The sequence below is a fragment of the Halomonas sp. PAMB 3264 genome, from assembly GCF_031954245.1.
In the GTDB taxonomy this organism is placed as follows: domain Bacteria; phylum Pseudomonadota; class Gammaproteobacteria; order Pseudomonadales; family Halomonadaceae; genus Vreelandella.
On sequence record NZ_CP134866.1, the window covers coordinates 283,814 to 308,899 of the forward strand.

General features: G+C 63.9%; 24 protein-coding genes and 1 tRNA gene. 11 read left to right on the forward strand and 14 right to left on the reverse strand.

Annotated elements, in window-relative coordinates; genetic code table 11:
• Position 1 precedes the first annotated feature (1 nt).
• The 4 genes from RN347_RS01295 to RN347_RS01310 form a co-directional block, all read right to left on the reverse strand.
• Positions 2 to 784 carry a metal ABC transporter ATP-binding protein gene (locus RN347_RS01295; RefSeq protein WP_311959504.1) on the reverse strand — a complete coding sequence of 261 codons (783 nt, stop codon included), beginning with the start codon at positions 782 to 784 and terminating at the stop codon, positions 2 to 4.
• Between the two features lie 19 nt (positions 785 to 803).
• The gene (locus RN347_RS01300; protein WP_311959506.1) at positions 804 to 1,772 is read right to left on the reverse strand and encodes a metal ABC transporter solute-binding protein, Zn/Mn family; all 969 of its coding nucleotides are present in this window, start codon (positions 1,770 to 1,772) and stop codon (positions 804 to 806) included.
• A 155-nt stretch (positions 1,773 to 1,927) separates the two neighbouring features.
• A complete protein-coding gene (locus RN347_RS01305; RefSeq protein ID WP_311959508.1) occupies positions 1,928 to 3,304 on the reverse strand; it encodes a PepSY domain-containing protein in 1,377 nt (458 codons plus the stop codon).
• Positions 3,305 to 3,419: 115 nt separating this feature from the next.
• Entirely contained in the window at positions 3,420 to 3,836 is a 417-nt protein-coding gene (locus RN347_RS01310; protein WP_311959510.1) for a DUF2946 family protein, read from the reverse strand.
• A gap of 302 nt (positions 3,837 to 4,138) precedes the next feature.
• Between RN347_RS01310 and RN347_RS01315 the strand changes: the two genes are divergently transcribed.
• From RN347_RS01315 to ureG, 7 genes are all read left to right on the forward strand, one after another.
• Positions 4,139 to 5,053: an urease accessory protein UreD gene (locus tag RN347_RS01315; RefSeq protein ID WP_409365764.1), complete on the forward strand. Its 915-nt coding sequence runs from the start codon at positions 4,139 to 4,141 to the stop codon at positions 5,051 to 5,053.
• Positions 5,054 to 5,083: 30 nt separating this feature from the next.
• Positions 5,084 to 5,386: an urease subunit gamma gene (locus RN347_RS01320; protein WP_263585412.1), complete on the forward strand. Its 303-nt coding sequence runs from the start codon at positions 5,084 to 5,086 to the stop codon at positions 5,384 to 5,386.
• 23 nt (positions 5,387 to 5,409) lie between these two features.
• Positions 5,410 to 5,730, forward strand: coding sequence for an urease subunit beta (locus RN347_RS01325; protein WP_311959512.1), 321 nt, complete (start codon positions 5,410 to 5,412; stop codon positions 5,728 to 5,730).
• Complete coding sequence (gene ureC / locus RN347_RS01330; RefSeq protein ID WP_311959514.1) at positions 5,727 to 7,439, forward strand: urease subunit alpha; 1,713 nt, start codon at positions 5,727 to 5,729, stop codon at positions 7,437 to 7,439. The genes RN347_RS01325 and ureC overlap by 4 nt, the downstream gene beginning before the upstream one ends.
• A 313-nt stretch (positions 7,440 to 7,752) precedes the next feature.
• A complete protein-coding gene (gene ureE, locus RN347_RS01335) occupies positions 7,753 to 8,334 on the forward strand; it encodes an urease accessory protein UreE (RefSeq protein ID WP_311959516.1) in 582 nt (193 codons plus the stop codon).
• Complete coding sequence (locus tag RN347_RS01340) at positions 8,312 to 9,007, forward strand: urease accessory protein UreF (RefSeq protein WP_409365786.1); 696 nt, start codon at positions 8,312 to 8,314, stop codon at positions 9,005 to 9,007. The genes ureE and RN347_RS01340 overlap by 23 nt, the downstream gene beginning before the upstream one ends.
• A 37-nt stretch (positions 9,008 to 9,044) precedes the next feature.
• Positions 9,045 to 9,677, forward strand: coding sequence for an urease accessory protein UreG (gene ureG, locus RN347_RS01345; RefSeq protein WP_311959518.1), 633 nt, complete (start codon positions 9,045 to 9,047; stop codon positions 9,675 to 9,677).
• A gap of 262 nt (positions 9,678 to 9,939) precedes the next feature.
• Here the strand turns inward: ureG and RN347_RS01350 are convergent, their stop codons facing one another.
• The 5 genes from RN347_RS01350 to RN347_RS01370 are packed head-to-tail and all read right to left on the reverse strand — an operon-like array spanning position 9,940 to position 15,941.
• Entirely contained in the window at positions 9,940 to 10,182 is a 243-nt protein-coding gene (locus tag RN347_RS01350; RefSeq protein WP_311959520.1) for a formate dehydrogenase subunit delta, read from the reverse strand.
• A complete protein-coding gene (gene fdhD / locus RN347_RS01355; protein ID WP_311959522.1) occupies positions 10,158 to 11,015 on the reverse strand; it encodes a formate dehydrogenase accessory sulfurtransferase FdhD in 858 nt (285 codons plus the stop codon). Before fdhD ends, RN347_RS01350 begins: the two co-directional genes overlap by 25 nt.
• Positions 11,012 to 13,897 (reverse strand): formate dehydrogenase subunit alpha, encoded by a 2,886-nt coding sequence (fdhF, locus tag RN347_RS01360; RefSeq protein WP_311959524.1) that lies wholly within the window; start codon positions 13,895 to 13,897, stop codon positions 11,012 to 11,014. Before fdhF ends, fdhD begins: the two co-directional genes overlap by 4 nt.
• Positions 13,894 to 15,450, reverse strand: a complete 1,557-nt coding sequence (locus tag RN347_RS01365) for an NADH-ubiquinone oxidoreductase-F iron-sulfur binding region domain-containing protein (protein ID WP_311959526.1) — start codon at positions 15,448 to 15,450, stop codon at positions 13,894 to 13,896. The genes fdhF and RN347_RS01365 overlap by 4 nt, the downstream gene beginning before the upstream one ends.
• Positions 15,447 to 15,941, reverse strand: coding sequence for a formate dehydrogenase subunit gamma (locus tag RN347_RS01370; protein WP_311959528.1), 495 nt, complete (start codon positions 15,939 to 15,941; stop codon positions 15,447 to 15,449). Before RN347_RS01370 ends, RN347_RS01365 begins: the two co-directional genes overlap by 4 nt.
• Positions 15,942 to 16,080: 139 nt before the next feature.
• Here RN347_RS01370 and RN347_RS01375 point away from each other — a divergent pair, with 139 nt between their 5' ends.
• Both RN347_RS01375 and RN347_RS01380 read left to right on the forward strand, forming a co-directional pair.
• Entirely contained in the window at positions 16,081 to 17,157 is a 1,077-nt protein-coding gene (locus RN347_RS01375; RefSeq protein ID WP_311959530.1) for a substrate-binding domain-containing protein, read from the forward strand.
• 103 nt (positions 17,158 to 17,260) lie between these two features.
• On the forward strand, positions 17,261 to 18,271 hold the full coding sequence (locus RN347_RS01380; RefSeq protein ID WP_311959532.1) for a GlxA family transcriptional regulator: 1,011 nt from the start codon (positions 17,261 to 17,263) through the stop codon (positions 18,269 to 18,271).
• Positions 18,272 to 18,343: 72 nt separating this feature from the next.
• Here the strand turns inward: RN347_RS01380 and RN347_RS01385 are convergent, their stop codons facing one another.
• The 3 genes from RN347_RS01385 to RN347_RS01395 are packed head-to-tail and all read right to left on the reverse strand — an operon-like array spanning position 18,344 to position 21,162.
• Positions 18,344 to 19,606: a TRAP transporter large permease gene (locus RN347_RS01385; RefSeq protein WP_311959534.1), complete on the reverse strand. Its 1,263-nt coding sequence runs from the start codon at positions 19,604 to 19,606 to the stop codon at positions 18,344 to 18,346.
• On the reverse strand, positions 19,603 to 20,157 hold the full coding sequence (locus RN347_RS01390) for a TRAP transporter small permease (protein WP_311959536.1): 555 nt from the start codon (positions 20,155 to 20,157) through the stop codon (positions 19,603 to 19,605). The genes RN347_RS01385 and RN347_RS01390 overlap by 4 nt, the downstream gene beginning before the upstream one ends.
• Positions 20,158 to 20,163: 6 nt before the next feature.
• Positions 20,164 to 21,162, reverse strand: a complete 999-nt coding sequence (locus tag RN347_RS01395) for a TRAP transporter substrate-binding protein (protein WP_409335778.1) — start codon at positions 21,160 to 21,162, stop codon at positions 20,164 to 20,166.
• A gap of 249 nt (positions 21,163 to 21,411) precedes the next feature.
• Between RN347_RS01395 and RN347_RS01400 the strand changes: the two genes are divergently transcribed.
• Positions 21,412 to 22,797, forward strand: coding sequence for an FAD-binding oxidoreductase (locus RN347_RS01400; RefSeq protein ID WP_311959538.1), 1,386 nt, complete (start codon positions 21,412 to 21,414; stop codon positions 22,795 to 22,797).
• A 72-nt stretch (positions 22,798 to 22,869) separates the two neighbouring features.
• On the opposite strand, the gene RN347_RS01405 is transcribed toward RN347_RS01400, so the two are convergent.
• Complete coding sequence (locus tag RN347_RS01405; RefSeq protein ID WP_311959540.1) at positions 22,870 to 23,868, reverse strand: TRAP transporter substrate-binding protein; 999 nt, start codon at positions 23,866 to 23,868, stop codon at positions 22,870 to 22,872.
• A 139-nt stretch (positions 23,869 to 24,007) separates the two neighbouring features.
• Between RN347_RS01405 and RN347_RS01410 the strand changes: the two genes are divergently transcribed.
• A tRNA-Arg gene (locus tag RN347_RS01410) sits at positions 24,008 to 24,084 on the forward strand.
• 53 nt (positions 24,085 to 24,137) lie between these two features.
• Here the strand turns inward: RN347_RS01410 and RN347_RS01415 are convergent.
• The gene (locus RN347_RS01415) at positions 24,138 to 25,058 is read right to left on the reverse strand and encodes a YihY/virulence factor BrkB family protein (RefSeq protein WP_311959542.1); all 921 of its coding nucleotides are present in this window, start codon (positions 25,056 to 25,058) and stop codon (positions 24,138 to 24,140) included.
• Positions 25,059 to 25,086: the final 28 nt, after the last annotated feature.

The following is a 25,086-nucleotide window of genomic DNA, read 5'->3' on the forward strand; positions in this document are numbered from 1 at the left end:
ATCACGTCACTTTGGAGGCGGGGAACATCAGCGATTCGCTGTCGCCGAGCAGGGCGATCTGGCCGCCGTAGGCCTTGCGCAGATGATCGATCTTGAACACGTCGCGCGCCTGGCCGGCGGCGATCACGCGCACGTTCAAAAGCAATAGCCAGTCGAAGTACGTACTCACCGTTTGCAGGTCGTGATGAACGACGATCACCGTTTTGCCTTCATCGCGCAGGCGGCGCAGGATGTCGATGATCGCCCGCTCGGTGGTGGCGTCGACCCCGGCCATGGGCTCGTCGAGAAAGTAGACGTCGGCTTTTTGCACCAGCGCGCGGGCCAGAAACACCCGCTGCTGCTGACCACCGGAGAGCTGGCTGATCTGGCGGTTGGCAAGCTCGCTCATGCCGACCATCGCCAGCGCTTCCATGGCCTCGCTGCGCTCGCGTCGGCCCGGGCGCCGGAGCCAGCCAAGGCGCCCGTAAAGCCCCATCATCACCACGTCCAGCGCCGTGGTGGGAAAGTCCCAGTCCACGCTCGAGCGCTGCGGCACGTAACCCACGCGCTTGCGTTGGGAGGCGTAGGACTTGCCGTGCACCCGCACCTCGCCGGAAAGCGACGGTACGAGCCCCAGAAGGCTCTTGATCAGCGTGCTTTTGCCCGCCCCGTTGGGGCCAACGATGCCCGCCATGACGCCGGCGGGAATATCCAGCTCGATATCCCACAGCACCGGCTGGTTATGATAGCTCACGGTCAGGTTCTTGATACTGAGTGCCGGCTCAGCGTTACCGGTCGTTGTCATCAAACAGTGCCTTTGATCGTCAGGTGTCGAGCTGCCATTCGCTTGCCCAGCCCTCGAGCGCTTGTGGCAGGGGGGCGAGGGAGCCGCCCAGCGCCTCGACGATGTGTTCGGTATTGCGGTAGATCATGCCCATGTAGGTGCCGTCGACGGTGCCGTCGTCGCCCATGGCGTCGGAGTAGAGCTCGCCGCCGACCACGACCTCATGACCTTTTTGGCGCGCCGCGTCGATCACCGCCTGAATGGTGCGCGGGTTGATGGTGCTTTCGACGAATACCGCCGGCACGTTGCGCTCTACCACACTATTGGCCATGTTGCGGATATCGGCAATGCCGGTTTCGGTTTCGGTACTGATGCCCTGGATGCCCTCGACGTCGATATCGTAGGCGCGGCCAAAATAGCTGAACGCGTCGTGGGCGGTGACCAGTACGCGCTGCTCCTCGGCAATGGAAGCGATGCTCTCCTTGACCCACTCGTGCAGCGCGAGAAGCTTGGTTTCGTAGCGCTCGGCGTTGGCCTCGATGGTCGCGGCACACGCCGGGCGCGCCTCGATCAGGGTGTCGCTCAAGGTCGGGACGATGTTCGCCCAGAGCGAGACATCCATCCACAGGTGCGGGTCGACCCCGTAGGCGCCCTGGGACGTGATCAGCGCATCCTCCTCGATCGACGCGGGGGCAACGGCAAGCGTCGGCGTGCGTGTGGCAAAGTTCTCCAGCACCGAGCCAAGCTGGCCCTCCAGCGCATAACCCGAGTAGAGAATTTGCTCGGCGCCGCGCAGCATGGCCACATCGTTGGCGCTGGCCTGGTAGAGATGCGGGTCGACGCCTGGGCCCATCATCGCCTCGACGCTGATGCACTCGCCGCCCACGTTCTGGGCGACATCGGCAATCATGCCGATGGTCGCCACCACGTTCAACGGCGGCTCGTCGGCCAGCGACAGCGAGCTCAGCGGCAGTAGCGCCATAGCGGCAACGAGACGTTGTACGGCCATGATGGATCCTCGCGGTGATCGAAAAGCGGGCGTTTTTTTGCGTCTGGTAAGAAGTATAGCCTTTGCTAAGTTTCCTGCCAGCGGCGCTGCCTGTCAAGCGATGCAAGAGCGAGAAGACGTGCCCCGGCCCCCGGGAAAAGGGCCGGGGAAAAGGATCAAGCGCCGCGTGCGGCGAGGCGGCGCTGCTGCAAAGGACGCACCACAAACCCATCGATGAGCAGCATGACGAGAATCGCCGCGCCGGTCAGCGGAAAGAGCACCCCGCCGCCGACGAGAATCGCCAGAATGCCGCGAAACGCGCGCTTGTCCCGCGGCAGCGGCGGCACGCCCAGCCCGCCTTTCGGGCGACGCTTCCACCACATGACGCCGGCGCTGACGCACAGCAGGATGATCGCCACGCACACCGCCAGAAAGAGCAGCTGATTCGCTCGCCCGAACTGCTGACCCATGTGCACGTTGATGCCGAACTCCAGCCACCGCCCAAGCGGGCCGTAATCGGCGTAGCGCATGTCCACGAGCGGCTCGCCGGAGTAGCGGTCCAGATGCACCACCCGCTGCTGGCTCACATCGTCCGGGTAGACCGAGCCGGAGTAGACGCCGGTCGGGGTAGTGGGCAGGCTGACCGCAAAGCCCGAGTGCAACCCAAGGCGCTCGAAGGTGGCCACGGCCTCGTTCAGGCCGATATCCGCCTGGCCCGTCGACTCGGTCGATTCGGTCGATTCGGGCACTTGCGCCTGCTCCAGCGACCAGCTCGTCGGCGCCTGCTCGCTCAGTTGCGTGCTGGACATTGGCACCTCGGTTCGAACCCCGGCGGGGTAGCCGAAGTTGTTGCCGTTGGCCCACTGGTTCACCTGAGCGCCCCACACGCCGGACCAGGGCATGCCGGTGATCGCCAGAAACAGGATGAAGGCGCCGACGAACAGCCCCGTCACCGCGTGCAGGTCGCGCCAGAAGACACGCTTTTGCGGCGCGCCGCGTACGCTGACCACACCGCCCCTGGCGTTGGTGCGTGGCCACCACAGATACACGCCGGTGAGCACCAGCAAAATCGCGAAGCCGCCGGTGATCTCGATCAGCTTGCGCGGCGTGGCGCCGAAGAGCTTGAAGCTGTGCAACTTTCGCACCGTCCACATGATCGTTCCGCGATCGTCCAGTGCGCCGAGCACGCGCCCGGTGTAAGGGTTCACATACACCGCCAGGCGCTCGTCGTTGGTCGTGCGCACGGTGACTTCCGCCGAGCTCTCCGGCGTGGCCGGAGCCGTGTACTTGAGCGCCGTACCCGGATGCGCGTCGAGGGCAGCGCTCACCTGAGCGGCGGGCGTTTGTACGCTTTGCTGCACCGCGACGCGTTTGACGTCGGCGTGGACGATGGCATCGATCTCGTCCTTGAAGAGATACAGCGCCCCGGTGATCGAGAGGGTGATCAGAAAGGGCAGCACCAGAAGGCCCGCGTAGAAGTGCCAGCGCCAGATGGCGCGGTAGAGATCGAACGGCGTCTTCGCCGCCGATCGGGGGTCGACATGAGCAGTCATTACGGCTCCTGCAGCGCCCGCTCGAAGGGGCGCCCGAGTGATAGCGACACGCACCCGGCGGCCAGGGGCGGCCGTCAGGTCGTCAGAATCGGGTCATGCAAGCTGATGGGTGTCGTCAGGCGAGCGGCGGGGCGCGGACAGGCGCATGCAGGTAGTTGTCGAAGGACGCGAACCCCTGATGCGGCGACTTTGGCCGCGGGGCGTGGTGAACGAATGCCTGCCGCGCAATGGCGGGCAAAAACGCATGAGCCGAGGGAAACTGCTGCCACAGCGAGCAGTAGCCGCACTCGTGAAACCAGGTGAAGATGGGCTCGATCGACGGCTCAGGCGACGTTTCTGGGGCGGCGTGAGAGCGGTGCGCCGAGGATGGGTGGTCGTGGTGCGCGCCGGAGGCGGCGTGTCGATGCGCCTCGTGATGACCGGCCTGGGACTGCGAAATCAGCGGGCCGATCAGCAGCAACAGCATGGCCGTGAGCGCCGCGTAAAGCGCAACGCGGTACCAACGACGATGGGTAAAGCGCTGAAGTGGCAAGATGAGGACCCTTGGCAAGCAAGCCGCGCTCAAGGCGCAGCGCTTTCGATAGCGGGCCTTGAAGTGAAAGCGGCCCGATTAATCGTGCCATGGTAGCGTAAAAACGCTGTCTGTTAAGAGCCCATGGTGTGGCCTTTTGCCTCGGCCCCGTTATCCCGCGGCTTGCGCTTTTGTGGTGCTTATTTAGTCTTGGTGTTCAATTTTGGTGCATTGAGTTAGCGAGGTTTAGGGAGTCTGCCCCGGCAAAGGGCCGCTTGGCCGCCTTTCACCATTTTGGCGCATTACTTGCATTGCTCAGCAATATGAACCAATCGATCAAAAGCGACCGCCTGATGGCGGTACGCGATAGCAACGCACCACCCACACCCTCCGGCCACCGTTTCGACGACCAGCGCCGCTGGGCGGCGTCGCTTGCGCTGCGTTTTGCCCAGCGCGACGGCGCCACGCGCATGACTCAGGCGCGCCACCAGGGCCCGCTTCGCGTGCAGCGCCCGTTCTACCCGGAAGGCCGCGGTGAGGCCTGCCATATCTACGTGCTGCACCCGCCTGGTGGTTTGGTCAGCGGCGATGCGCTGAGCATCGAGGCACAGGTGGAAAAGGGCGCCCACGCGCTTCTGACCACCCCCGCCGCCAACAAGCTCTACAAGGCAGACAGCCAGGGCGTGGCCTGGACCCAGCACACTGCGCTTACCGTGGAGGATGGCGCGGTGCTCGAGTGGCTCCCCCAGGAAACCATCGCCTTCGATGGCTCGAAAGGTGAGCAGCGCACCCATATCGCCCTTCACGGCAGCGCCAAGTGTCTGGGCTGGGAGGTGATGGCGCTGGGCCGCCCGGCCAGTCAGCTTCCGTTCGTGTCCGGGCGCATCGAGCAGCACTTTCGCCTGACGCTGGATGGCAAGCCCCTGTGGCTCGAGCGCCAGCCGCTGGACCCGCTGCACCCGCGTTTCGTCGGCCGTTGGGGCCAGGGCGGCGCCACGGTGCAGGCCACCCTTTGGGCGATAGGACTCGAGGACGGCCCCGCCGCCATCGAGGTGCTGCGCGAGACGCTTGCGGCCGAGCCAAACTGGGCAGTGACGCTTCGCCATGGCGTGCTGCTTTTGCGCTACCTGGGCGGCTCGCGGGTGGATGCCTGGGCGCTTTGCGAGCGGGCCTGGCAGCTTCTGCGCCCGCGCTTGATCGACCGCGAGGCCCACACGCCGCGCATCTGGCTGACCTGACGCTTCATCTTTTTGAGAGGATAACGCCGCATGGAACTGACCCCGAGAGACAAGGACAAGCTGCTGCTGTTCTCCGCCGCGCAGCTAGCCGAGCGTAGAAAGGCGCGCGGTTTGAAGCTCAACTACCCGGAAGCCGTGGCGCTGATCAGTTTCGAGATCATCGAAGGCGCCCGCGACGGCAAAACCGTGGCCGAGCTGATGAGCTTCGGCCGCGAGATATTAACCCGCGATGACGTCATGGAGGGCGTGGCCGAGATGGTCGACGAGGTGCAGGTCGAGGCAACGTTTCCCGATGGCACGAAACTCGTGACCGTTCATACGCCGATCAACTAGCGTTACACCCCTTGGAGGCAGCCATGATTCCTGGTGAGTATCAGTTAAAAGAGGGTGAGATCGAGCTGTGCGCCGGCCGCGAGCGCATCACCGTGGAGGTCGCCAACACCGGCGACCGGCCCATCCAGCTCGGCTCTCACTACCACTTTGCCGAGGCCAATCCGGCGCTTGAGTTCGACCGCGCCAAAACCCGTGGCTACCGGCTCGACGTGGCCGCTGGCACCGCGATCCGCTTCGAGCCGGGTCAGAGCCGCGAGGTCACGCTAATTCCGTTCGTCGGCAAGCGCGAGATCTACGGTTTCCGTGGCGATGTCATGGGTGTGCTGGAAGGAGACACGCAATGACCACGAACAGGATTAGCCGTCAGGCTTACGCCGACATGTACGGCCCCACGGTGGGCGACCGCGTGCGCCTGGGCGACACCGAACTCTGGATCGAGGTCGAGCGTGATGCCACCCACTACGGCGACGAGGTGAAGTTCGGTGGCGGCAAGGTGATCCGCGATGGCCAGGGCCAGAGCCAGCGCGTCGATTCCGCGGTGATGGATACCGTCATCACCAACGCGCTGATTCTCGACTGGTGGGGCATCGTCAAGGCGGATGTCGGCCTGCAAGCCGGGCGTATCGCTGCCATTGGCAAGGCGGGCAATCCTGACACTCAGCCGGAGGTGGAGATCGTCATCGGCCCGGGCACCGAGATCATCGCCGGTGAAGGCAAGATTCTGACCGCCGGCGGCATCGACGCCCACATTCACTTCATCTGCCCCCAGCAGGTGGAAGAGGCGCTGATGAGCGGCGTGACCACCATGCTCGGCGGCGGCACTGGCCCCGCCACCGGCTCGAACGCTACCACCTGTACGCCCGGCGCCTGGCATATCGGCAAGATGCTCCAGGCGGTGGACGATCTGCCCATGAACATCGGCCTGCTCGGCAAGGGCAACGCCAGCCTGCCGGAAGGGCTCGAGGCGCAGCTCGAGGCCGGCGCCATGGGGCTCAAGCTTCACGAGGACTGGGGCACCACGCCGGCGTCCATCGACACCTGCCTGAGCGTGGCGGAGAAGTACGATGTCCAGATCGCGATTCACACCGATACGCTCAATGAGTCGGGCTTCGTCGAGGATACGCTCGCGGCGTTCAAGGAGCGCGGCATTCACACCTACCACACCGAAGGGGCGGGCGGCGGCCACGCGCCGGACATCATCACCGCCTGCTCGCTGGAGTACGTGCTGCCGTCCTCCACCAACCCGACGCGCCCCTACACGGTCAACACCATCGACGAGCATCTGGATATGCTGATGGTCTGCCACCACCTGGACCCGAATATCCCCGAAGACGTCGCCTTTGCCGACTCGCGCATTCGCCGGGAAACCATCGCCGCGGAAGACATCCTGCATGATCTGGGCGTGATCTCGATGATCGCCTCGGACTCCCAGGCCATGGGCCGGGTGGGCGAGGTGGTCTGCCGTACCTGGCAGACCGCGCACAAGATGAAGGTGCAGCGCGGCCTGCTGCCGGAAGACGAAGCATTGGGCGCCGACAACCTGCGCGCCAAGCGCTACATCGCCAAGTACACCATCAATCCGGCGATTACCCACGGGATCAGTCACGACGTGGGGTCTATCGAGGTGGGCAAGCTGGCCGATCTGGTGCTCTGGAAGCCGGCGTTTTTCGGCGTGAAGCCCTCGCTGATCTTGAAGGGCGGGATGATCGCTGCGGCCCCCATGGGCGACCCCAACGCCTCGATCCCGACGCCCCAGCCGGTGCACTACCGCCACATGTTCGGCGCCTTTGGCCGCGCGGCGAGCCAGACCCGGCTCAACTTTGTCAGCCAGGCCGCCATCGATGCGGGAATCAAGGAGCGCCTGGGGCTGCAAAGCGCGCTGTCGGCGTGCAAGAACGTGCGCGGGGTGCGCAAGAAGGACATGAAGCTCAACGACGCCTGCCCGGAACTGACCGTGGACCCGCAGACCTATGAAGTGCGCTGCGACGGCGAGCTTCTGACCTGCGAGCCCGCCACGGAGCTGCCGCTGGCGCAGCGGTATCACCTGTTCTAGGAGCGGTCGCTAGCTGGAGCTACTCCTGCAGGGTGCGGGCTCGCCCTTGTGGGAGCTGGATTCATCCGGCGATGGAAGGCGCTAGCCTTCTCTTGATGAGGTGCCCCCTTAAAGAGGTCGCTAGCTAAAGCTACTCCTACGGTGCACGAACGTATTGTAGGAGCCCGATTTATTAGTGGTCCGACACTTCGGAGATGGAAGGCGTTAGCCTTCCCTTGGTGAGGTGCCACCGTCGGTCGCTAGCTGAAGCTGCTCCTACGGGTGGCTGGACGAGACAAGGCGCGCCACTTATTGAATGGCTAAGAGGTCGATCATGCTGAAACTGATAGAACGGTTAGGCCCCGTGGAAGCGAGCGCCGCCAGCGATACGCTCACGCTGCCCTTCGAGCTGCGCATCCGTGGCCGCCTGAAGGCCGAAAGCGACGCCGGCCAGGCACTGGGGCTGTTTCTCGATCGCGGCCCGGTACTGCGTGACGGCGAGGGGCTGAAAGCCGAGGACGGCACCGTGGTGCGGGTGCGCGCTGCCATCGAGCCGGTGGTCACCGCGCGCGTATCTGCTGGCCTTCCGCTGGCGCGCTTGGCCTATCACCTGGGCAACCGCCACGTGCAGCTGGCGCTGGGCGAAGACGAGAAGGGCGGTTGGGTGCGCTTCCCGCCGGATCACGTGCTGGAGGAGCTGGCAACGCTTCTGGGCGCGCGCCTCGAGCACCATAACGATACCTTCGACCCGGAGCCCGGCGCCTACCAGCAGCTGGGCCATGCTCATGCGCACGACCACGGCCACCACGACAGTGAAGAGGTTGAGGTGGCGCACGAGCACTCTCACGAGCACTCTCACGAACATTCGCATGAGCATTCGCATGAACATGGCCATGACCACACCCATGGCCACTGAGTCCCAAAACGATCTGGCGCTGCTGGGGCTTTTGCAGCTGGTCAGCCCGGCGCTGCCGATCGGCGCCTTCGCCTTTTCCCAGGGGCTCGAGAGCGCGTTTGAGCTTGGCTGGGTGGACGATGAAGAGAGCCTGACCGAGTGGCTGTCCGGCGTGCTCGACGACGGCCTGACCCGCTGCGAGCTGCCGGTGATCGCACGCCTGTTCGAGGCCTTCGAGCGCGGCGACGCCGCCGACGTTGCCGAGTGGGACGCGTGGCTTGCCGCCACCCGGGAAACCGCCGAGCTTGCCGCCGAGGACAGCCGCCTCGGCGCATCCCTCAAGCGGCTACTGGGCAGTCTTGAACTACTGCCCGACGGGAACTTGCTGCCTGATTCGGCCGGTTACGTAACGCTTTTCGCCTACACCGCCTTTACACGTGGCGTAAGCCCGCGTCAAACCCTGCTCGGCTTTGGCTGGGCGTGGCTCGAAAACCAGCTGGCGGTGGCGTGTAAGGCGCTGCCGCTCGGTCACACGGCCGCCCAGCGCATCATCGAGCGGCTGCGCCCGGCAGTCTCCCGCGCCGTGGACCAGGCGCTAACGCTTGATGACGACGCGCTCGGCCCGGTGCTGCCCGGCGTGGCGCTGGCAAGCGCGCTGCACGAAACCCAATATTCCCGATTGTTTAGAAGCTAGCGTTCAGAAGCTGATTCGATTGATACAGGAGAACGAGATGACACACTGTTTACGCGTTGGGGTCGGTGGCCCGGTGGGCTCCGGCAAGACCGCGCTTTTGAAGCAGCTCTGTTTGGCGCTGCGCGATCATTACGATATCGCCGTGGTGACCAACGACATTTACACTCGCGAGGATGCGGATTTTCTGCTCAAGCATAACGCGCTAGCGGCGGACCGTATTCTGGGGGTCGAGACCGGCGGCTGCCCGCACACCGCGATCCGCGAGGATGCCTCGATGAACCTGGCGGCGATCGACGAGCTGCAGGGTCGCCATCCGGGGCTCGAGCTGGTGCTGGTGGAGTCCGGCGGCGACAACCTCTCGGCGACCTTCAGCCCGGAGCTTTCCGATCTCACGCTCTACGTGATCGACGTCTCCGCCGGCGACAAGATTCCGCGCAAGGGCGGCCCGGGTATCACCAAATCGGATCTTTTGATCATCAACAAGATCGACATCGCCGAGCAGGTGCACGCCTCACTCGAGGTCATGGAGCGGGATTCGAAAAAGATGCGCGGCGAACGGCCCTTCGTATTCACCAATCTTTACGACGGTGTCGGGCTCGAGGAGATCATCCGCTTCATTCTGGACAAGGGGATGCTGGAGGAGCGCCGGCCCGAAAGCGCGAGCGCGTAAAAACAGGTCGGCGTACAGGCAATAAAATGGCTGCCCTGGCCAGGCGGTTAAATGGTCAGAGCAGCCCAAACGGTGCGGCATATCCGTGTCCAGGTGGGCCGTTCCTGGCCTCAAGGCTCCCACAGTGAACCTCACGTCTCTCAATCGCCTTAACTCAGGTTAATAAGAGGCGTTTTACACCGCTTGTAGCCTGCTTGATTGCTTAACCAGCGGTTATGAAAGGGCAAATGCACGCTTCAAGGTTTTTTGACAGCGCCCATCTTCAGCTGGCCTGACGCTCGCTTAGCCGCTCGGCGAGCAGCATGGCCGCCTGTTTGGCCACCGGCGAAAAGCTCGTCGCGTCACTCTGCACGCGCTCGGCCAGGCGCTTTTTCATCGCCCGCGCCCAGAAGGTTTCCAGGTGGCGGCAGGTGGCGCTGGCCGCGGTGTCGTCATCGCGCCCGCCGCTCAGGTTAGCGGCGATCTGGTTGACCATGTGAATCAGGTTGTCGTCGTTGTTCGACATGACGTTGCTCCCTTGGAAGGTGCCGCGCTCGGGCGGTGATAGATCACGTGGCGGTGGCGGCGGGCGAAGCCCACGAGCAGCAGCTTCGCCGCCTGGGCCTGGCGCACGGCGAGCGCCGTGGCTGCGGAAACCGCCACCAGCGCGCCGATGCCGGCGCTGGCGCACTTGTGCACCATTTCATAGCTGGCCCGGCTGGAGACCAGCACGAAACCGTTGTCGAGTGCCGCTTTCTCGCGCGCCAGCGCGCCGATCAGTTTGTCCAACGCGTTGTGGCGGCCCACGTCTTCGCGCACGCAGAGAATCTCTCCCTCCAGGCTGCACCAGGCCGCACCATGCACCGCGCCGGTGGCGGCTTTCAGCGGCTGGTGGGTGGAGAAGGCGTCGAGCGCACGGGCGATGGCGGCATCCGTAAGGGTCGGCGCGCGGACCTCGGGAATCGGGCGGATCGCCTGATCGAGCGCCTCGGTGCCACAGAGCCCGCAGCCGGTGCGCCCGGTCATGCTACGCCGACGCTCCTTGAGCGCCATCAGGCGCTCGGTGGCAATCGTCAGGTGAACGGCCAGGCCGTTCACCTCCTCACGGATCTCCCAGTCGTAGCACTCGTGCGGGTGGGCAATGATGCCCTCGGTCAGGCTAAAACCGAGCGCCAGATCCATTAGTTCGTTCGGGCTTGCCATCATCACCGCGTGGGAGATGCCGTTGTAGATCAGCGCGACCGGCACTTCTTCGGCCAGCGCGTCCTCATCGACATCAGCCTGCCAGCCGCTTTGGTGGCGACGCACCTCGACCTGCAGGCGCGTTAGCGCCTGCTCTTCGCGCTCGGTAGCGTTCACGGCGCCTCCTGCTGCGCCTTCGCCAAATGGCGCTTTTGGGTCTGATCGAAGGCGTTGAAGCGCTGCTGCCAGGCGGAGGGCTGGCTGACTTTTTCTACCTGCACGGCGGTCACCTTGTATTCCGGGCAGTTGGTGGCCCAGTCCGAGTTGTCGGTGGTGATCACGTTAGCACCGCTGCCCGGGTGGTGGAAGGTGGTGTAAACCACGCCAGGCTGCATGCGCTCGCTAATGCGCGCGCGCAGCACCGTCTGGCCCGAGCGGCTGGTGATGCCGAGCCAGTCGCCGTCGCTCACGCCGCGAAGCTCGGCGTCACTCGGGTGCAGCTCCAGCACGTCCTCGTTATGCCAGTGCTGGTTGTGGGTCCGCCTTGTCTGGGCGCCGACGTTGTACTGGCTCAAAATCCGCCCGGTGGTCAGAAGCAGCGGGAAGCGGCGGTTGGCGCGCTCTTCGGTAGCCACGTACTCGGTGATCGCAAAGCGGCCAAGCCCGATCGGGAAGTTGAGCGCGTGCATGGTCGGCATGCCCTGCGGGTTTTCGTCGTTGCAGGGCCACTGGAGGCTTCCGTACTGCTCGAGTTTTTCGTAGCTCACCCCGGCAAAGCTCGGCGCAAGCGCTGCGATCTCGTCCATGATCTCGGACGGGTGGGCGTAGTTCATCGGGTAGCCCAGGGCGTTGGCGAGATCCTGAGTCACTTCCCAGTCCTGCTTGCCGGCCACCGGCGGGGTCACCTTGCGTACGCGGTTGATGCGCCGCTCGGCGTTGGTGAAGGTGCCGTCCTTCTCCAGAAAACTCGAGCCCGGCAGCAGCACGTGGGCGAACTTGGCGGTTTCGTTGAGGAAAATATCCTGCACGATCAGGCAGTCCAGCGAGCGCAGGGCGGCTTCGACGTGCTGGGTGTTGGGGTCGGACTGGGCGATGTCCTCGCCTTGCACGTAGAGCGCCTTGAAGGTGCCCTCGATCGCCGCGTCGAACATGTTGGGAATGCGCAGCCCCGGCTCATCGTCAAGCTGCACGCCCCATTTGGCCTCGAAACGGCCGCGGGCGTTGGGGTCCGCCACGTGCTGGTAGCCCGGAAGCTCATGAGGGAAGGAGCCCATATCGCAGGAGCCCTGCACGTTGTTCTGGCCGCGCAGCGGGTTCACGCCCACGCCTTCGCGGCCAATGTTGCCGGTGGCGAGCGCCAGGTTCGCGATGCCCATGACCATGGTCGAGCCCTGGCTATGTTCGGTCACACCCAGGCCGTAGTAGATCGCGCCGTTGGGAACGGTTGCGTAGGTGCGCGCCGCCTGACGGACGGCGTCAGCGGGCACGCCGGTGATGGGCTCAGACGCCTCGGGCGAGTGGCGCTCTTCACTGATGAACGCGCGCCAGCTCTGGTAGGCATCGGTATCGCAGCGCTTGGCGACGAAGTCCTTGTCTTCCAGGCCTTCGGTAATCACCACGTGGGCCAGGGCGTTGACCAGCGCCACGTTGGTACCCGGGCGCAGCGGCAGGTGCTGGGCCTCTTTCAGGTGCGGCGTTTTCAGCAGATCGATGCGGCGCGGGTCAGCGACGATCAGCTTCGCGCCCTGGCGCAGGCGCTTACGCATCATCGAGCCGAACACCGGGTGGGCATCGGTGGGGTTGGCGCCGATCACGATGATCGCATCGGACTTCATCACCGAATCAAACGTCTGGGTACCCGCAGATTCGCCTAGCGTGGTTTTCAGGCCGTAGCCGGTGGGCGAGTGGCAGACCCGGGCGCAGGTGTCGGTATTGTTGTTGCCGAACGCCGCGCGGATCAGCTTCTGCACCAGATAGGTTTCCTCGTTGGTGCAGCGCGAGGAGGTAATACCGCCGATGCTTTCGCGGCCATGCTCGGCCTGAATCGCTTTCAGGCGTTTGGCGGCGAAGCTGATCGCCTCTTCCCAGCTCGCTTCGCGCCAGGGCTGGTCGATGGAATCGCGAATCATCGGCGTGGTCAGCCGGTCCGGGTGAGAGGCGTAGCCGAAGGCGAAGCGCCCCTTCACGCAGGAGTGGCCGTGGTTGGCGTCGCCGCCCTTGTAGGGCACCATGCGTACGAGCTTGTCGCCCTTCATCTGGGCCTCGAACGAGCAGCCCACGCCGCAGTAGGCGCAGGTGGTGACGACGCTGCGATCCGGCACGCCGTGGTCGATTACGCTGTTGTCCATCAGCGTGGCGGTCGGGCAGGCCTGCACGCAGGCGCCGCAGGAGACGCAGTCCGAGTCCATGAACGCCTCGTCCTGGCCGGCGGAAACCTTGGAATCGAAGCCGCGCCCGTCGATGGTCAGCGCGAAGGTGCCCTGCACCTCGTCGCAGGCGCGCACGCAGCGCGAGCAGACGATGCACTTGCTCGGGTCAAACGTGAAGTAGGGGTTGGAGGTATCCCTGGGTTTGTCGAGGTGGTTCTCGCCTTCAAAACCGTAGCGCACCTCGCGAAGCCCGACGCTTCCCGCCATGTCCTGCAGCTCGCAGTCGCCGTTGGCGGAGCAGGTCAGGCAGTCCAGCGGGTGATCGGAAATGTAGAGCTCCATCACGCCCCGACGAAGCTTCGCCAGGCGCTCGTTTTGCGTCGTGACCTTCATGCCCTGAACCACCGGCGTGGTGCAGGAGGCCGGCAAGCCCCGGCGGCCTTCGATCTCGACGGCGCAGAGCCGGCAGGAGCCAAACGCCTCGAGGCTGTCGGTGGCGCAGAGTTTGGGAATGCTGATATCGGCAAGGGCGGCGGCGCGCAGCACAGAGGTGCCTTCCGGCACGCTCAAGGTGATGCCGTCGATTTCGACGCTGACCGAGGCCGCGCCCGGGCGGGCAGCGGGGGTGCCATAGTCCTTGGAAAAATCGACGCTGTTGGCCTGACGCCGTGGATCGAAATGTTCAATCATGAGTGTTCTCCGCTGGCTGGACGCTGGAAGTCCTCGGAAAAGTGCTTGAGCGCGCTCTGCACCGGGAAGGGGGTCATGCCGCCCATGGCGCACAGCGAGCCATCCACCATCGTCTCGCAAAGGTCACCGAGCAGGGCAAGGTTGGCGTCGCGGTTCTCGCCCTTGCGAATGCGGTCGATCACCTCCACACCACGGGTCGAGCCGATGCGGCACGGCGTGCACTTGCCGCAGGACTCTTCCTTGCAGAACTCCATCGAAAAGCGCGCCTGCTCGGCCATGTCGACGCGATCGTCGAACATCACCACGCCGCCGTGGCCCACGCCTGCGCCGACTTCGGCGAAAGTTTCGTAATCAAGCGGCATGTCCCACTGGCTTTCGGGCAGGTAGGCGCACAGCGGCCCGCCCACCTGCACCGCGCGAAGCGGCCGCCCGCTCAACGTGCCGCCGCCAAACTCCTCCATCAACGTACGAAGCGTCGTGCCAAAGGCCAGCTCGATCAATCCGCCGCGCTTGACGTTGCCCGCCAGTTGCAGCGCCAGCGTCCCGCGCGAGCGGCCCATGCCGTAATCGGCGTAGGTCTGGCCGCCTTCGGCCAGAATGAACGGCACCGCGGCGAGTGACAGCACGTTGTTGACCACGGTGGGCCGGCCAAAGAGGCCCTCGATGGCGGGCAGCGGTGGCTTGAAGCGCACCAGGCCCCGCTTGCCTTCCAGGCTTTCCAGCAGCGATGTCTCCTCGCCGCAGATGTAGGCCCCGGCGCCCAGGCGTACTTCCAGATGGAAAGTGCGGCCACTTTCGCGCAGGTTCTCGCCCAGATACCCCGCCGCCACGGCGCGGCTTATAGCCTCATCAAGGATCTCCTTCGCCAGCGGGTACTCCGAGCGCAGGTAGATATAGCCCTGGGTCGCGCCTACGGCGAGCCCGGCGATGGTCATGCCCTCGATCAGCATGTAGGGGTCGCACTCCATCGCCAGCCGGTCGGCGAAGGTGCCGGAGTCACCCTCGTCGGCGTTGCAGACGATGTATTTTTGATCAGAAGGCGCGTCCAGCACCGTCTGCCACTTGATGCCGGTGGGAAACGCCGCGCCGCCGCGCCCGCGAAGCCCGGAGGCCTTCACTTCATCGACGATGGCCTGGGGCGAAAGCGAAAGCGCCGCCTCGAGCCCGGCGAAGCCCCGGTGGTCGCGATAGTCATCAATCGACAGCGGGTCGGTCACGCCGATGCGCGCAAAGGTCAGGCGCTGCTGGCGGGCGAGATAGTCGATGTCATCCACCGGGCCGAGCGCCAGCGGGTGGCTGACACAGCCTTCGAGCAGGCCGCTGTCGAGCAGGCTGGGCACATCGGCGGGCGTGACCGGGCCATAAGCGACGCGGCCTTTCGGTGTTTCGACCTCGACCATCGGCTCGAGCCAGAAAAGCCCGCGGGAGCCGTTACGCACGATATCGATGCCTTCGTGGCGAGCGGCGGCTTCGCGCTCCAGGCGGCGCGCAACGGTGTCGGCGCCCAGTGAAAGCGCGGTGGTGTCGCGGGGAACGAAAACGCGGATGCTCATGCGCTGATCTCCAAAGGCCGGGTTTGCAGCTCATCGACAAGCTCGTCGAAGGCGTCCTGGGTCACGCGGCCGCGGACCTGGCCATCGACGCTGATCGAGGGCCCGCAGGCGCAGTTGCCGAGGCAGTAAACGGCCTCTAACGTGATTTCACGATCCGGCGTGGTCTGGTGATAATCCACGCCCAGGCGCGACTTGGCGTGAGCCTCGAGCGCCCGGGCGCCGACGGACTGGCACGCCTCGGCGCGGCAGATCTGCACCACATGGCGCCCCGGCGGGGTGGTGCGAAAGTGATGGTAAAAGCTGATGACACCGTGGATTTCAGCCTTGGTCTGCTGGAGCGAGGCGGCGATCAGGGGGATCGCGTCGGTCGGGATGAAGCCGAAACGGTCCTGCAGGGCGTGAAGAATCGGCAGCAGCGCGCCGGGCTTGTGTTTGAGCGCGTCGATCTCGGTTTGAATCGACGCCGACGACCATTCTGGAGACGGCTTCATCGTGTCTCTCCCGGTACGGATTGTTTGTTATCAATATGCACGCTGATGCTTATTTGAAATCGATTTTAAAAGGCGTGCACCACGGTCAATGTCACGCTAGCATCAAGCCCATAACGACAAAATATGAAAGATGCTGCCAATGAAGAAAATCACCGTGCTTCCTACCTGGTGCTTTCGTGACGATGCGGGAAACCAGCTGGATTTACAGCTACTTCGCCTTCTGGGCGCGGTTTACCGGCGGGGTAAGTTAACCCAGGCCGCCGAGGACGTGGGTATCTCATACCGGCACGCGTGGAACTTATTGCGCCAGGGGAGTGCGTTTTTCGGCGTGGCGCTGGTCGAGATGCAGCGTGGTCGCGGCGCGCAGCTCACGCCGCTGGGTGAAAAGCTTCTATGGGCGGAGCAGCGCGCGGTGGCGCGCCTGGGCCCGCAGCTCGAAAGTCTCGGCTCTGAGCTGAATCTCGCCATCGCGCGCGAACAGCAGGGCCAGGTGTCGGTGCTGCGCCTGCACGCCAGCCACGGCTTCGCCGTCGAGCTTCTGCCCAAACACCTCACGGCGCTGCCGCTGGACTTGCAGTACTGCAGTCCTCAGGAGTCGCTCGCTGCGCTTAACCGCGGCAGCTGCGACGTGGCGGGCTTTCACCTGCCCCGCGGCGCGGTGGGCGAGCGCATTCGCGCCACCTACCAGGGCCTGCTGAAACCCCAGGAGCATCGGGTGATCGGCTTTATCACCCGCACCCAGGGGCTGATGGTAGCGCCGGGCAATCCGCTTTGTATTCAGGGTGTCGCCTCGCTGACAGCCGAGGGCGTGCGCTTCGTCAACCGCCAGGCCTCTTCCGGCACGCGCTCGCTGCTCGATTGCCTGCTGAGCGAGGCGGAGGTGGCAAGCGTCGCCATTCGCGGCTTCGAAGTCGAGGAGTTCACCCACTCCGCCGTCGCCGCTTACGTGGCCGCCGGCATGGCCGACGTCGGCTTCGGCGTACAGGCCGGCGCCGAAAAGTTCGGCCTCGATTTCATCCCGCTGGCGGTGGAGGATTACCTGCTCGCCTGCCACCACCACGCCCTGAAGGAGCCACGGCTCCAAAGCTTTCTCGAGGTACTCAGCGGCGAAGCATTCCAGCAGGCCGTACAGGCCCTGCCCGGCTATCGCCCGAGCCGCTGTGGCGAAGTGATGGAGGTGGAGAGCGTGCTGGATGTCGATTCGCAAAGCGAGTGAAAGACTTGAGCGGAGTTGGAAAAAGCGCCATTACTATCAGGTGGACCTAACGTCAGGGGGCGTTATGCGAGACAGATTCTCGAGTACGTTAAAGAACAAGAACATGGCGTATATCGCCCCAAAAAATAGGGACGACAGCACGAAAAGCACGCGGCGCGTAGCCTTCATCCTGCTGGAAAACTTTTCGATGATGGCGTTTACCGGCGCGGTGGATGCGCTGGTGACCACGAACTTAATGAAGTCCTCGACGCTCTACGAGGTGCTGGTGGTGGGCGAGCGAGCGGCGACGGTGTCCGATTTGGGCATCGAGGTATCGACGGATATGACGCTTGCGGATTTCGATAGCGCCACGCTGGACGTCGACGTGGTGATCGTTTGCGGTGGGCTGCGCGTCAAGGCCCAGACAACACCGCTTTTGCGCAGCCGGCTCAAGAGCGCGGACGGCCACGGCGCAATTCTGGGTGGGCTCTGGAACGGCGCCTATTTTCTGGCCGAGGCGGGACTGATGAGCGGCTATCAATGTGCGTATCATCCGGACGGCCGGGCGATGATGGCGGAGCAGTTCTGGGATGTGTCGGTGACCAGCCGCAGCTTTATCGTCGATCGGAACCGGCTGAGCTGCGCCGGGGCCAGCAGCTCGCTGAGTATGATGCTCGAAGTGGTTCGCTCCGACTGCGGTAACGCGGTCGTCGGCGCTGTCGAGGAGATGCTCAGCTGCGACAAGGGTCTGGACTCGCCGGATATCTCTACACTTCGGGTCGATCAAAACCACACCCTTCCGGAGAAGCTCAAGATCTCGCTGCAGCTGATGAAGAACAACATCGAAGAGCCCCTTTCGATTGCCGAGATCAGTAACTGGGTGAACATTTCCCGGCGCCAGCTCGAGCGCATGTTTTCGATCTACGTCAGCGCAAGCCCGTCACGCTACTATATGGAGCTTCGCCTGACCCGGGCGCGTCAGCTTCTACAGCAGACCAACAAACCGCTGGCGGAGGTGGCGGTGGCCACGGGCTTCGTCAGCATCTCGCATTTTCGCAACTGTTTTTATCAGCTCTTCGACATCACGCCGGGGCAGTTTCGCAAATCCTGCCAGCAGGGTGACCAAGGCGCCTGAGCGCCGTCGCCGCTTTTTGAACATAAAAAAGGGAGCCCATGTGGGCTCCCTCGACGCGCAGATACTATATGGTCAGTTTCCCGACCAGCCCATGAAAATCGGCACGTACACCACCAGCAGCAAGACGCCGATCAGCCCCAGTAGATAGGGAATGATCGCGCGGGTGATGCGCTCCAGCGGCAGCTGGGTCACCGATGACGCCACGTACAGGTTGATCGCCACCGGCGGGGTGATCATGCCGATCGAGAGCCCCACCACGATGATCAGCCCGAAGTGGATCGGGTCGATCCCGAGCTGTAGCACCAGCGGCAGCAGCACCGGGGTGAGAATGATCAAGGCGCTGGCGGTTTCGATGAACACGCCGGTGAGCAGAATCACCGCAACGACCAGCAGCATGATCACCAGCGGATTGGTGGAGAGCGACAGCACCGACTCGGCGATGGCGCCGGGCACCTGCCAGCTCGATAGCGTCCAACTGAGTACTGCCGACATGGCGATCACCAGCATGATCACCGCCGTGGTCATCGCCGAACGGATCAACAGCCGGTACGCCTGGGCCACGTTCAAATCGCGGTAGACGAATAGCGACACCAACAGCGCGTAGTTCACCGCTACCACGGCGGCCTCGGAGGGGGTAAAGATCCCGGTGAAGATACCGCCCAGAATGATCACCGGGGTCATCAGCCCCCAGCTGGCGGACTTGAAGGTGCGCCAAATGGTGGCAGGCGACAGCGGCGTACCCTTGGGGTACTGGCGCTTGTAAGCCTGCACCAGGGCGATCGCCATCAGCCCCACCCCCATCGCCAAACCCGGTAGAAAGCCGCTCAAGAACAGCTCGGACACCGACTGCTGGGCGATCACCGCGTAGATGATCATCGGCACCGACGGTGGTATGACCACACCGATGGTGCCGCTCGCCGCGATCAAACTCGCTGCGGAGGCCGGTTCATAGCCCTTGCGCTTGAGTTCCGGCACGAGACTCGACCCCACCGCCGCGGTGGTGGCCGCGCCGGAGCCCGAGATCGCGGCGAAAAACATGCCTGCCATGACCGAGACGATCGAGAGCCCGCCGCGCAGAAAGCCCACCAGCGAGTCGGCGAAGCTCACCAGCCGCTCGCTCACCCGCCCCTGGGCCATCAAATCGCCGGCCAGAATGAACATCGGAATGGCGACCAGCGCAAACGAGTTGATGCCCTGGAACATCTGCTGGGTGACCACCATCAGCGGCACGCCGCCCTGGTAGAGCGCGTAGAGCGAGCTTGCGCCGATGGCGAAGGCGATCGGCACGCCCAGCAGCATGAGGAGAAAGAAGAGCCCGAAGAGAAGAAGCGTCATGGTGTCTGCTCTCCCATCGGTTTTCGCGGCTCGCCCTCGAGTACGATTTCGAAAAGATCCACCAGCGCGTACCAGGCCATGAGCGCCGCGCTGACCGGCATCACCGCGTAGACATACGACATCGGCACGCGAAGCGAAGCGGATTTTTGAAAGCTCTGCACCTGCATGTAGCGGTAGCCGATCACGATCAGCGTGATCATGAAAGCGATCACCGCCAGCACGGCGAGAAAGCGCGCCGCCCGGCGTAGCGTGAGCGGCAGGGCGTCGACGGCGAAGGTGACGGCGATATGGTGGCCGCGCTGAAACGCCAGCGTGCCGGCGAGAAAGGTGATCCAGATCAGCAGAAAGCGGGCGACCTCTTCGGTCCAGCCCGCCGCGGTGAAGAACACCCGGGAAACGATCTGCAGCGTGATCACGACGATCAGCGCGGCCATGCCGAGAAACACCACGGGCTTGAGCACGGCGTCCAGGCCGCGCTCGATGGCCCGCAGAACGCTCACCACGGGGTCAAGCAACGAGAGCGACGAAGTCGATGGCGGTCTTGAGGACATGGCGGCTTACTCGAGGGCGGCCTGAATGCGCGGCAGGTAGTCGCCGAACCGATCGCCGTAGCGCTCGTACACCGGCGCTACGGCCTCGCGGAAGGCGTCGATATCCGGTGACTCATTGATCTCCATGCCGGCTTCGCGCAGCGCTGTGAGCTGCTCGGCTTCAGCCTCGGCGTTTTGCGCGCGCGCGTAGGCGGACGCCTCACGAGCGGCGTCCTGCACCAGCGTCTGCACCTCGTCGGGCAGCGCGCTCCACTTGGGCAGGCTCATCACAAACAGCGCCGGGGCGTAGATGTGACGCGTCATGGTGAGATAATCCTGAGTCTCGGCCAGGTCAAAGGCGTAGATGGCGTTGACCGGGTTCTCCTGGCCATCGATGGTGCCCTGCTGAAGTGCGGTCAGCGCTTCGGTCCAGGCCATCGGCACGGCGTTGGCGCCCAGGGTGCGAAAGGTGTCCACGTAGACTTCGTTTTCGATCACGCGCAGGCGCAGCCCGTCCAGATCCGCCGGCTCGTTGATCGGGTTGCGGCTATTGGTGATATTACGAAAGCCGCGCTCGGCAAACGCCAGCCCCTTGAGGTTCACGCCTTCGAGCTTGTCGAGAATCTCCTGGCCGATCTCGCCGTCGAGTACGTCATACGCCTCGTTGGCGGTGGGGAACAGAAACGGCAGTTCGAACACCGAAAACTCGTCGACGAAGTTGGCCACCGGGCCATTGGTGATCACGCCCATGTCCACGGTGCCGATCTGCATGCCTTCCAACAGCGTGCGCTCGTCGCCGAGGCTCGCGTTGGGGAAAATCTCCACGCTGACCGCGCCGTCGCTCTGCTCATCCAGAATTTCCTGAAAGCGCGTGGCGGCGAGGTGGTAGGTGTCGTCGCTATTCACCACGTGGGCCAGGCGCAGAGAGGTTGAGGGAATATCGGCGCTGGCGGTGGCGATGCCGAACAGGCCGGCGGCAGCCAGAACGAGCAGACGGGGCGTGAGACGAGAGGGGGCGTGTTCCACGTGAACTCCTTGAGAGCGCTGTTTTAATCGTTGGAGGGCATTTTTGCCGGGGCACTTTATCATAACGGCGCCAGACCATGCGGAGGCGGCTGGCGCTTGAGCCAACATGGCGTTGGCGGTAGCCTTCATGGCCCCGCACACGTCATCAATGCTTTCGCGGGAGGCGATGACAGGATAACGTTGCATTCGCTTTGGCTAAATTAAAACAGGCGGGCCGGCTTTTCAGGCCTCGCTCGACAGGTAGAGATCATGAACACGCTGATTAACGAGCTTGAAAACATCGTCGGTAAAAAAGGCATTCTGCTGGGAGACGACGTCGCCCAGCGAAGCGTCGACTGGTTCACCAAGGCCCCCTGCGAGGCCATGGCGATCATTCGGCCGCAGACGACGCAGCAGCTCAGCCAGGTGATGGCGGCGTGTCATTCGGCCAAACAGGCGGTGGTGACCCACGGCGGCCTGACCGGCGTCGTGCATGGCGCCGTCGCCAGCCCCAACGAGCTCGTGGTTTCGCTCGAGCTGATGAACCAGATCGAAGAGGTCGACGCGGTAAGCTCGACCATGCGCGTACAAGCGGGCGCGACCCTGCAGCGCGTGCAGGAAGCCGCCGACGATATCGATATGCAATTCCCGCTGGATCTCGGCGCGCGCGGCTCCTGCACGATTGGCGGCAACATCGCCACCAACGCCGGCGGTATCCGCGTGATTCGCTACGGCATGATGCGCCAGCAGGTGCTGGGCCTTGAAGCGGTGCTCAGCGATGGCACCGTGGTCAGCTCGATGAATACCATGCTCAAGAACAACGCCGGGTATGATTTGAAGCAGCTCTTTATCGGCAGCGAAGGCACCCTTGGCATCGTCACCCGTGCGGTGCTGCGCCTGCAGCCCAAAATGCCCAGCGAGCAGACCGCGCTGGTCGCGGTGCCGTCGTTTGAGGCGCTCACGCGGCTTTTGCAGTTCGCCTCAAAAGAGCTTGCCAACAGCCTGAGCGCGTTCGAGGCGCTGTGGAACAATCACTACGCGCTGATGACCAGCGAGGCCACCAAACACGCCGAGATTCTCGCCGGCGACTCGCCCTTCTACGCCATCATCGAAACCCTTGGCGCTGATGAAGAGAAGGACGCCGAGGCCTTTGCCGCGGTGCTCGAGAAGGCGCTGGAAGAGGAGCTGATCACAGACGCGGTGCTGGCGAACTCCAGCACCCAGCGCCAGGGCATCTGGGATATTCGTGAAGACATCGAGACGCTGGTATACGAGCTGAACCCGATGTTCTCCTATGACATCAGTCTGCCGATCGCACACATGGACGCCTACGTCACCACCCTCGAGGAGAAGCTCGAGGCGCAGTGGCCGGGCGTTGCTAAAATCGTGGTCTTTGGTCATCTGGGCGACGGCAACCTGCACATCATGATCACCGTGCGCGACCCGAGCCCGCACAGCCGCCGCGCGGTAGAAGAGATCGTTTACGGCACGCTCAGTCAGTACAGCGGCTCGATCTCCGCCGAGCACGGCGTCGGGCTCGAGAAGCGTGACTACCTGAGCATCTCCCGCACGCCGGAAGAGATCGCGCTGATGAAGCGCATGAAACTCGCGCTCGACCCGAAGGGGCTTTTGAACCCGGGCAAGGTTCTGGCCTGATCACCTCGAGGCGCTTGGAGCCGACAAGGCCACCGCGACGGTGGCCTTTTTTTGTGACGCTGGCGAAAACGCCTACTGGGCGATCGCCTCGCGAATACGCGGCAGGTAGTCACCAAAGCGTTCGCCGTACTGCTCGTAGATCGGCTCGACGGCGCTCTGGAAGGCCTCGATATCCGGCGATTCATTGATCTGCATGCCGGACTCCTTGAGCGAGGCGAGCTGCTCGGCTTCCATGTCGGCGTTGAGCGCGCGCTCGTACTCCGCAGCTTCTTGAGCGGCGCCTTCCAATACCGTTTGAGCCGCTTCCGGGAGCTGGTTCCAGGCGGGCAGGCCCATCACGAAGATCGCCGGCGCGTAGGTGTGGCGCGACAGCGTCATGTAGTTCTGGGTCTCCTCCAGGTTGAAGGAGTGGATCACGTTGACCGGATTTTCCTGCCCGTCGATGGTGCCCTGCTGCATGGCGGTGAGTGCCTCGGTCCAGGCCATCGGCACCGCGTTGGCGCCCAGCGCCCGGAAGGTGTCGGTGTAGACCGGGTTCTCCATCACGCGGATGCGCAGCCCGTCCATATCGTCCGGTGTATTCACCGCGCGCTCGCTGTTGGTCAGGTTGCGAAAGCCACGCTCGGCATAGGCCAGTCCCTTCAGGTTCACGTCCGCGAGCTTATCCAGAAGCTCCTGACCGATTTCACCGTCCAGCACGCGGTAGGCGGCCTCGGGGGAGGGGAAGAGGAAGGGCAGCTCGAATACCGCCATCTCCTCGACGAAGTTGGCCACCGGCCCGTTGGTGATCACACCCATATCGACCGTGCCGATCTGCATGCCTTCGAGCAGCGTGCGCTCGTCACCGAGGCTCGCGTTGGGGTAGATCTCGATATCGACCTTGCCGCCCGTGCGCTCCTCTACCAGCTCCTCGAATTTGGTCGCGGCCATGTGAAAGCCGTCCTGCTCGTTGACCACGTGGGCCAGACGCAGCGTGACCGGGTCCATGTCGTCGAAATCATTGGCGTGGGCGCTGCCCGCCGCCGCCAGAGAGACCGCAAGGGTCAGCGTGCTCAGCGTGAATTTTTTCATGTTATTGGGTTCCCGATGGGTTGCGAAAAGCGTGCCCGTTCAGCATGCCCCAGGGCGCCTCGGGCGGCAATGCGACCCCCGTCTAAAACCGCCCGCCGCTGGACAGCGCCCGCCCACACAGGTAGGATACGCCCCCTACGCGCCCGTAGCTCAGTTGGATAGAGTATCGGCCTCCGAAGCCGAGGGTCGCAGGTTCAAATCCTGCCGGGCGCGCCAGAATTGCTAAAAAGCCCACGACGTTGTCGTGGGCTTTTTTGTGTTTTCCCTTCTCACTCCACCCGACTAATCGCCGCCCGATCCGGATCCACGTACCACTTGAGCCCCAGCCGCGAGTTACGCTCGAGCTCGGCAATCACCTGCGCGCCGAGTAGCAAGATAATGGCGCCAACCTCCAGACTCAGCAGCACGATGATGAGCGCGGCCAGCGAGCCGTAGATGGCGTTGACGAAGGATAGATGCGCGAAGTAGTAGACCAGCAAGAGCCGGACCCCTTCCCACAAAAGCGCGGCGACGAAGCCGCCGATGATCGCGCGCTTTAGGGCGATCTTGACCACCGGTAGAATCTTGTAGACGGCGCTGAAGAGCAGAAACACCCCAAAAAAGCTGATCAGGTTGAGCACCGGCCCGGAGAGACCGGCCAGCGGCAGTTGCTGAGCAAAGAGCGCCAGCGCCAGCGTATTGAGCGAGCTGATCAGCGTGACGACCAGCGTGAGCGCCAATAGCCCCGCGCCGAGTACCAGCATGAAGGCGTAAGGCAGCAGCACCGATACCCAGAGGCGCCGCTGTGGGGTTTCCGAGGTGTGAAAGATCAGCGCCAGCGCGTCTTCGAGCATGCGAAAGGCAAACGAGCTTAAAAGCAGCAGAATCGGAAAGCTCAGAATGCTGATGACATCGCGCGAATCCAGTAGCCCGCGTACCGCGTCCATCACCACCTCGGCGTGCGCTGGGGCCAAGTGGCGTGCCTGCACCGAGAGCACGTTGAGCAGATGCTGCTCGTCCACCACGCGGGTCAGCATCACGCCCAGCAGGGCGAAAAGTGGCACGATGGAAAGCAGGATGTTGTAGCCCACGCCGCCGGCCAGCAGGATGCCGCGGTTGTGCAAAAAGTGCGTGAGCACCCGCCAGGCGAAGGCCGCAAGTCGGGGGATCAGGAGCAGAACGCTCTCGAGCAGTGTGCGATGTCGAACCATAGCGAGCCACGCTCCTTGTGCCCCAAAC

Excerpts from the sequence above, each read along its gene's own strand:
- RN347_RS01295 (WP_311959504.1), bottom strand. The coding sequence starts at position 784 with ATGACAACGACCGGTAACGCTGAGCCGGCACTCAGTATCAAGAACCTG.
- RN347_RS01300 (WP_311959506.1), bottom strand. The coding sequence starts at position 1,772 with ATGGCCGTACAACGTCTCGTTGCCGCTATGGCGCTACTGCCGCTGAGC.
- RN347_RS01305 (WP_311959508.1), bottom strand. The coding sequence starts at position 3,304 with ATGACTGCTCATGTCGACCCCCGATCGGCGGCGAAGACGCCGTTCGAT.
- RN347_RS01315 (WP_409365764.1), top strand. The coding sequence starts at position 4,139 with ATGAACCAATCGATCAAAAGCGACCGCCTGATGGCGGTACGCGATAGC.
- RN347_RS01320 (WP_263585412.1), top strand. The coding sequence starts at position 5,084 with ATGGAACTGACCCCGAGAGACAAGGACAAGCTGCTGCTGTTCTCCGCC.
- RN347_RS01325 (WP_311959512.1), top strand. The coding sequence starts at position 5,410 with ATGATTCCTGGTGAGTATCAGTTAAAAGAGGGTGAGATCGAGCTGTGC.
- ureC (WP_311959514.1), top strand. The coding sequence starts at position 5,727 with ATGACCACGAACAGGATTAGCCGTCAGGCTTACGCCGACATGTACGGC.
- ureE (WP_311959516.1), top strand. The coding sequence starts at position 7,753 with ATGCTGAAACTGATAGAACGGTTAGGCCCCGTGGAAGCGAGCGCCGCC.
- RN347_RS01340 (WP_409365786.1), top strand. The coding sequence starts at position 8,312 with ATGACCACACCCATGGCCACTGAGTCCCAAAACGATCTGGCGCTGCTG.
- ureG (WP_311959518.1), top strand. The coding sequence starts at position 9,045 with ATGACACACTGTTTACGCGTTGGGGTCGGTGGCCCGGTGGGCTCCGGC.
- RN347_RS01350 (WP_311959520.1), bottom strand. The coding sequence starts at position 10,182 with ATGTCGAACAACGACGACAACCTGATTCACATGGTCAACCAGATCGCC.
- fdhF (WP_311959524.1), bottom strand. The coding sequence starts at position 13,897 with ATGATTGAACATTTCGATCCACGGCGTCAGGCCAACAGCGTCGATTTT.
- RN347_RS01365 (WP_311959526.1), bottom strand. The coding sequence starts at position 15,450 with ATGAGCATCCGCGTTTTCGTTCCCCGCGACACCACCGCGCTTTCACTG.
- RN347_RS01370 (WP_311959528.1), bottom strand. The coding sequence starts at position 15,941 with ATGAAGCCGTCTCCAGAATGGTCGTCGGCGTCGATTCAAACCGAGATC.
- RN347_RS01375 (WP_311959530.1), top strand. The coding sequence starts at position 16,081 with ATGAAGAAAATCACCGTGCTTCCTACCTGGTGCTTTCGTGACGATGCG.
- RN347_RS01380 (WP_311959532.1), top strand. The coding sequence starts at position 17,261 with ATGGCGTATATCGCCCCAAAAAATAGGGACGACAGCACGAAAAGCACG.
- RN347_RS01385 (WP_311959534.1), bottom strand. The coding sequence starts at position 19,606 with ATGACGCTTCTTCTCTTCGGGCTCTTCTTTCTCCTCATGCTGCTGGGC.
- RN347_RS01390 (WP_311959536.1), bottom strand. The coding sequence starts at position 20,157 with ATGTCCTCAAGACCGCCATCGACTTCGTCGCTCTCGTTGCTTGACCCC.
- RN347_RS01400 (WP_311959538.1), top strand. The coding sequence starts at position 21,412 with ATGAACACGCTGATTAACGAGCTTGAAAACATCGTCGGTAAAAAAGGC.
- RN347_RS01405 (WP_311959540.1), bottom strand. The coding sequence starts at position 23,868 with ATGAAAAAATTCACGCTGAGCACGCTGACCCTTGCGGTCTCTCTGGCG.
- RN347_RS01415 (WP_311959542.1), bottom strand. The coding sequence starts at position 25,058 with ATGGTTCGACATCGCACACTGCTCGAGAGCGTTCTGCTCCTGATCCCC.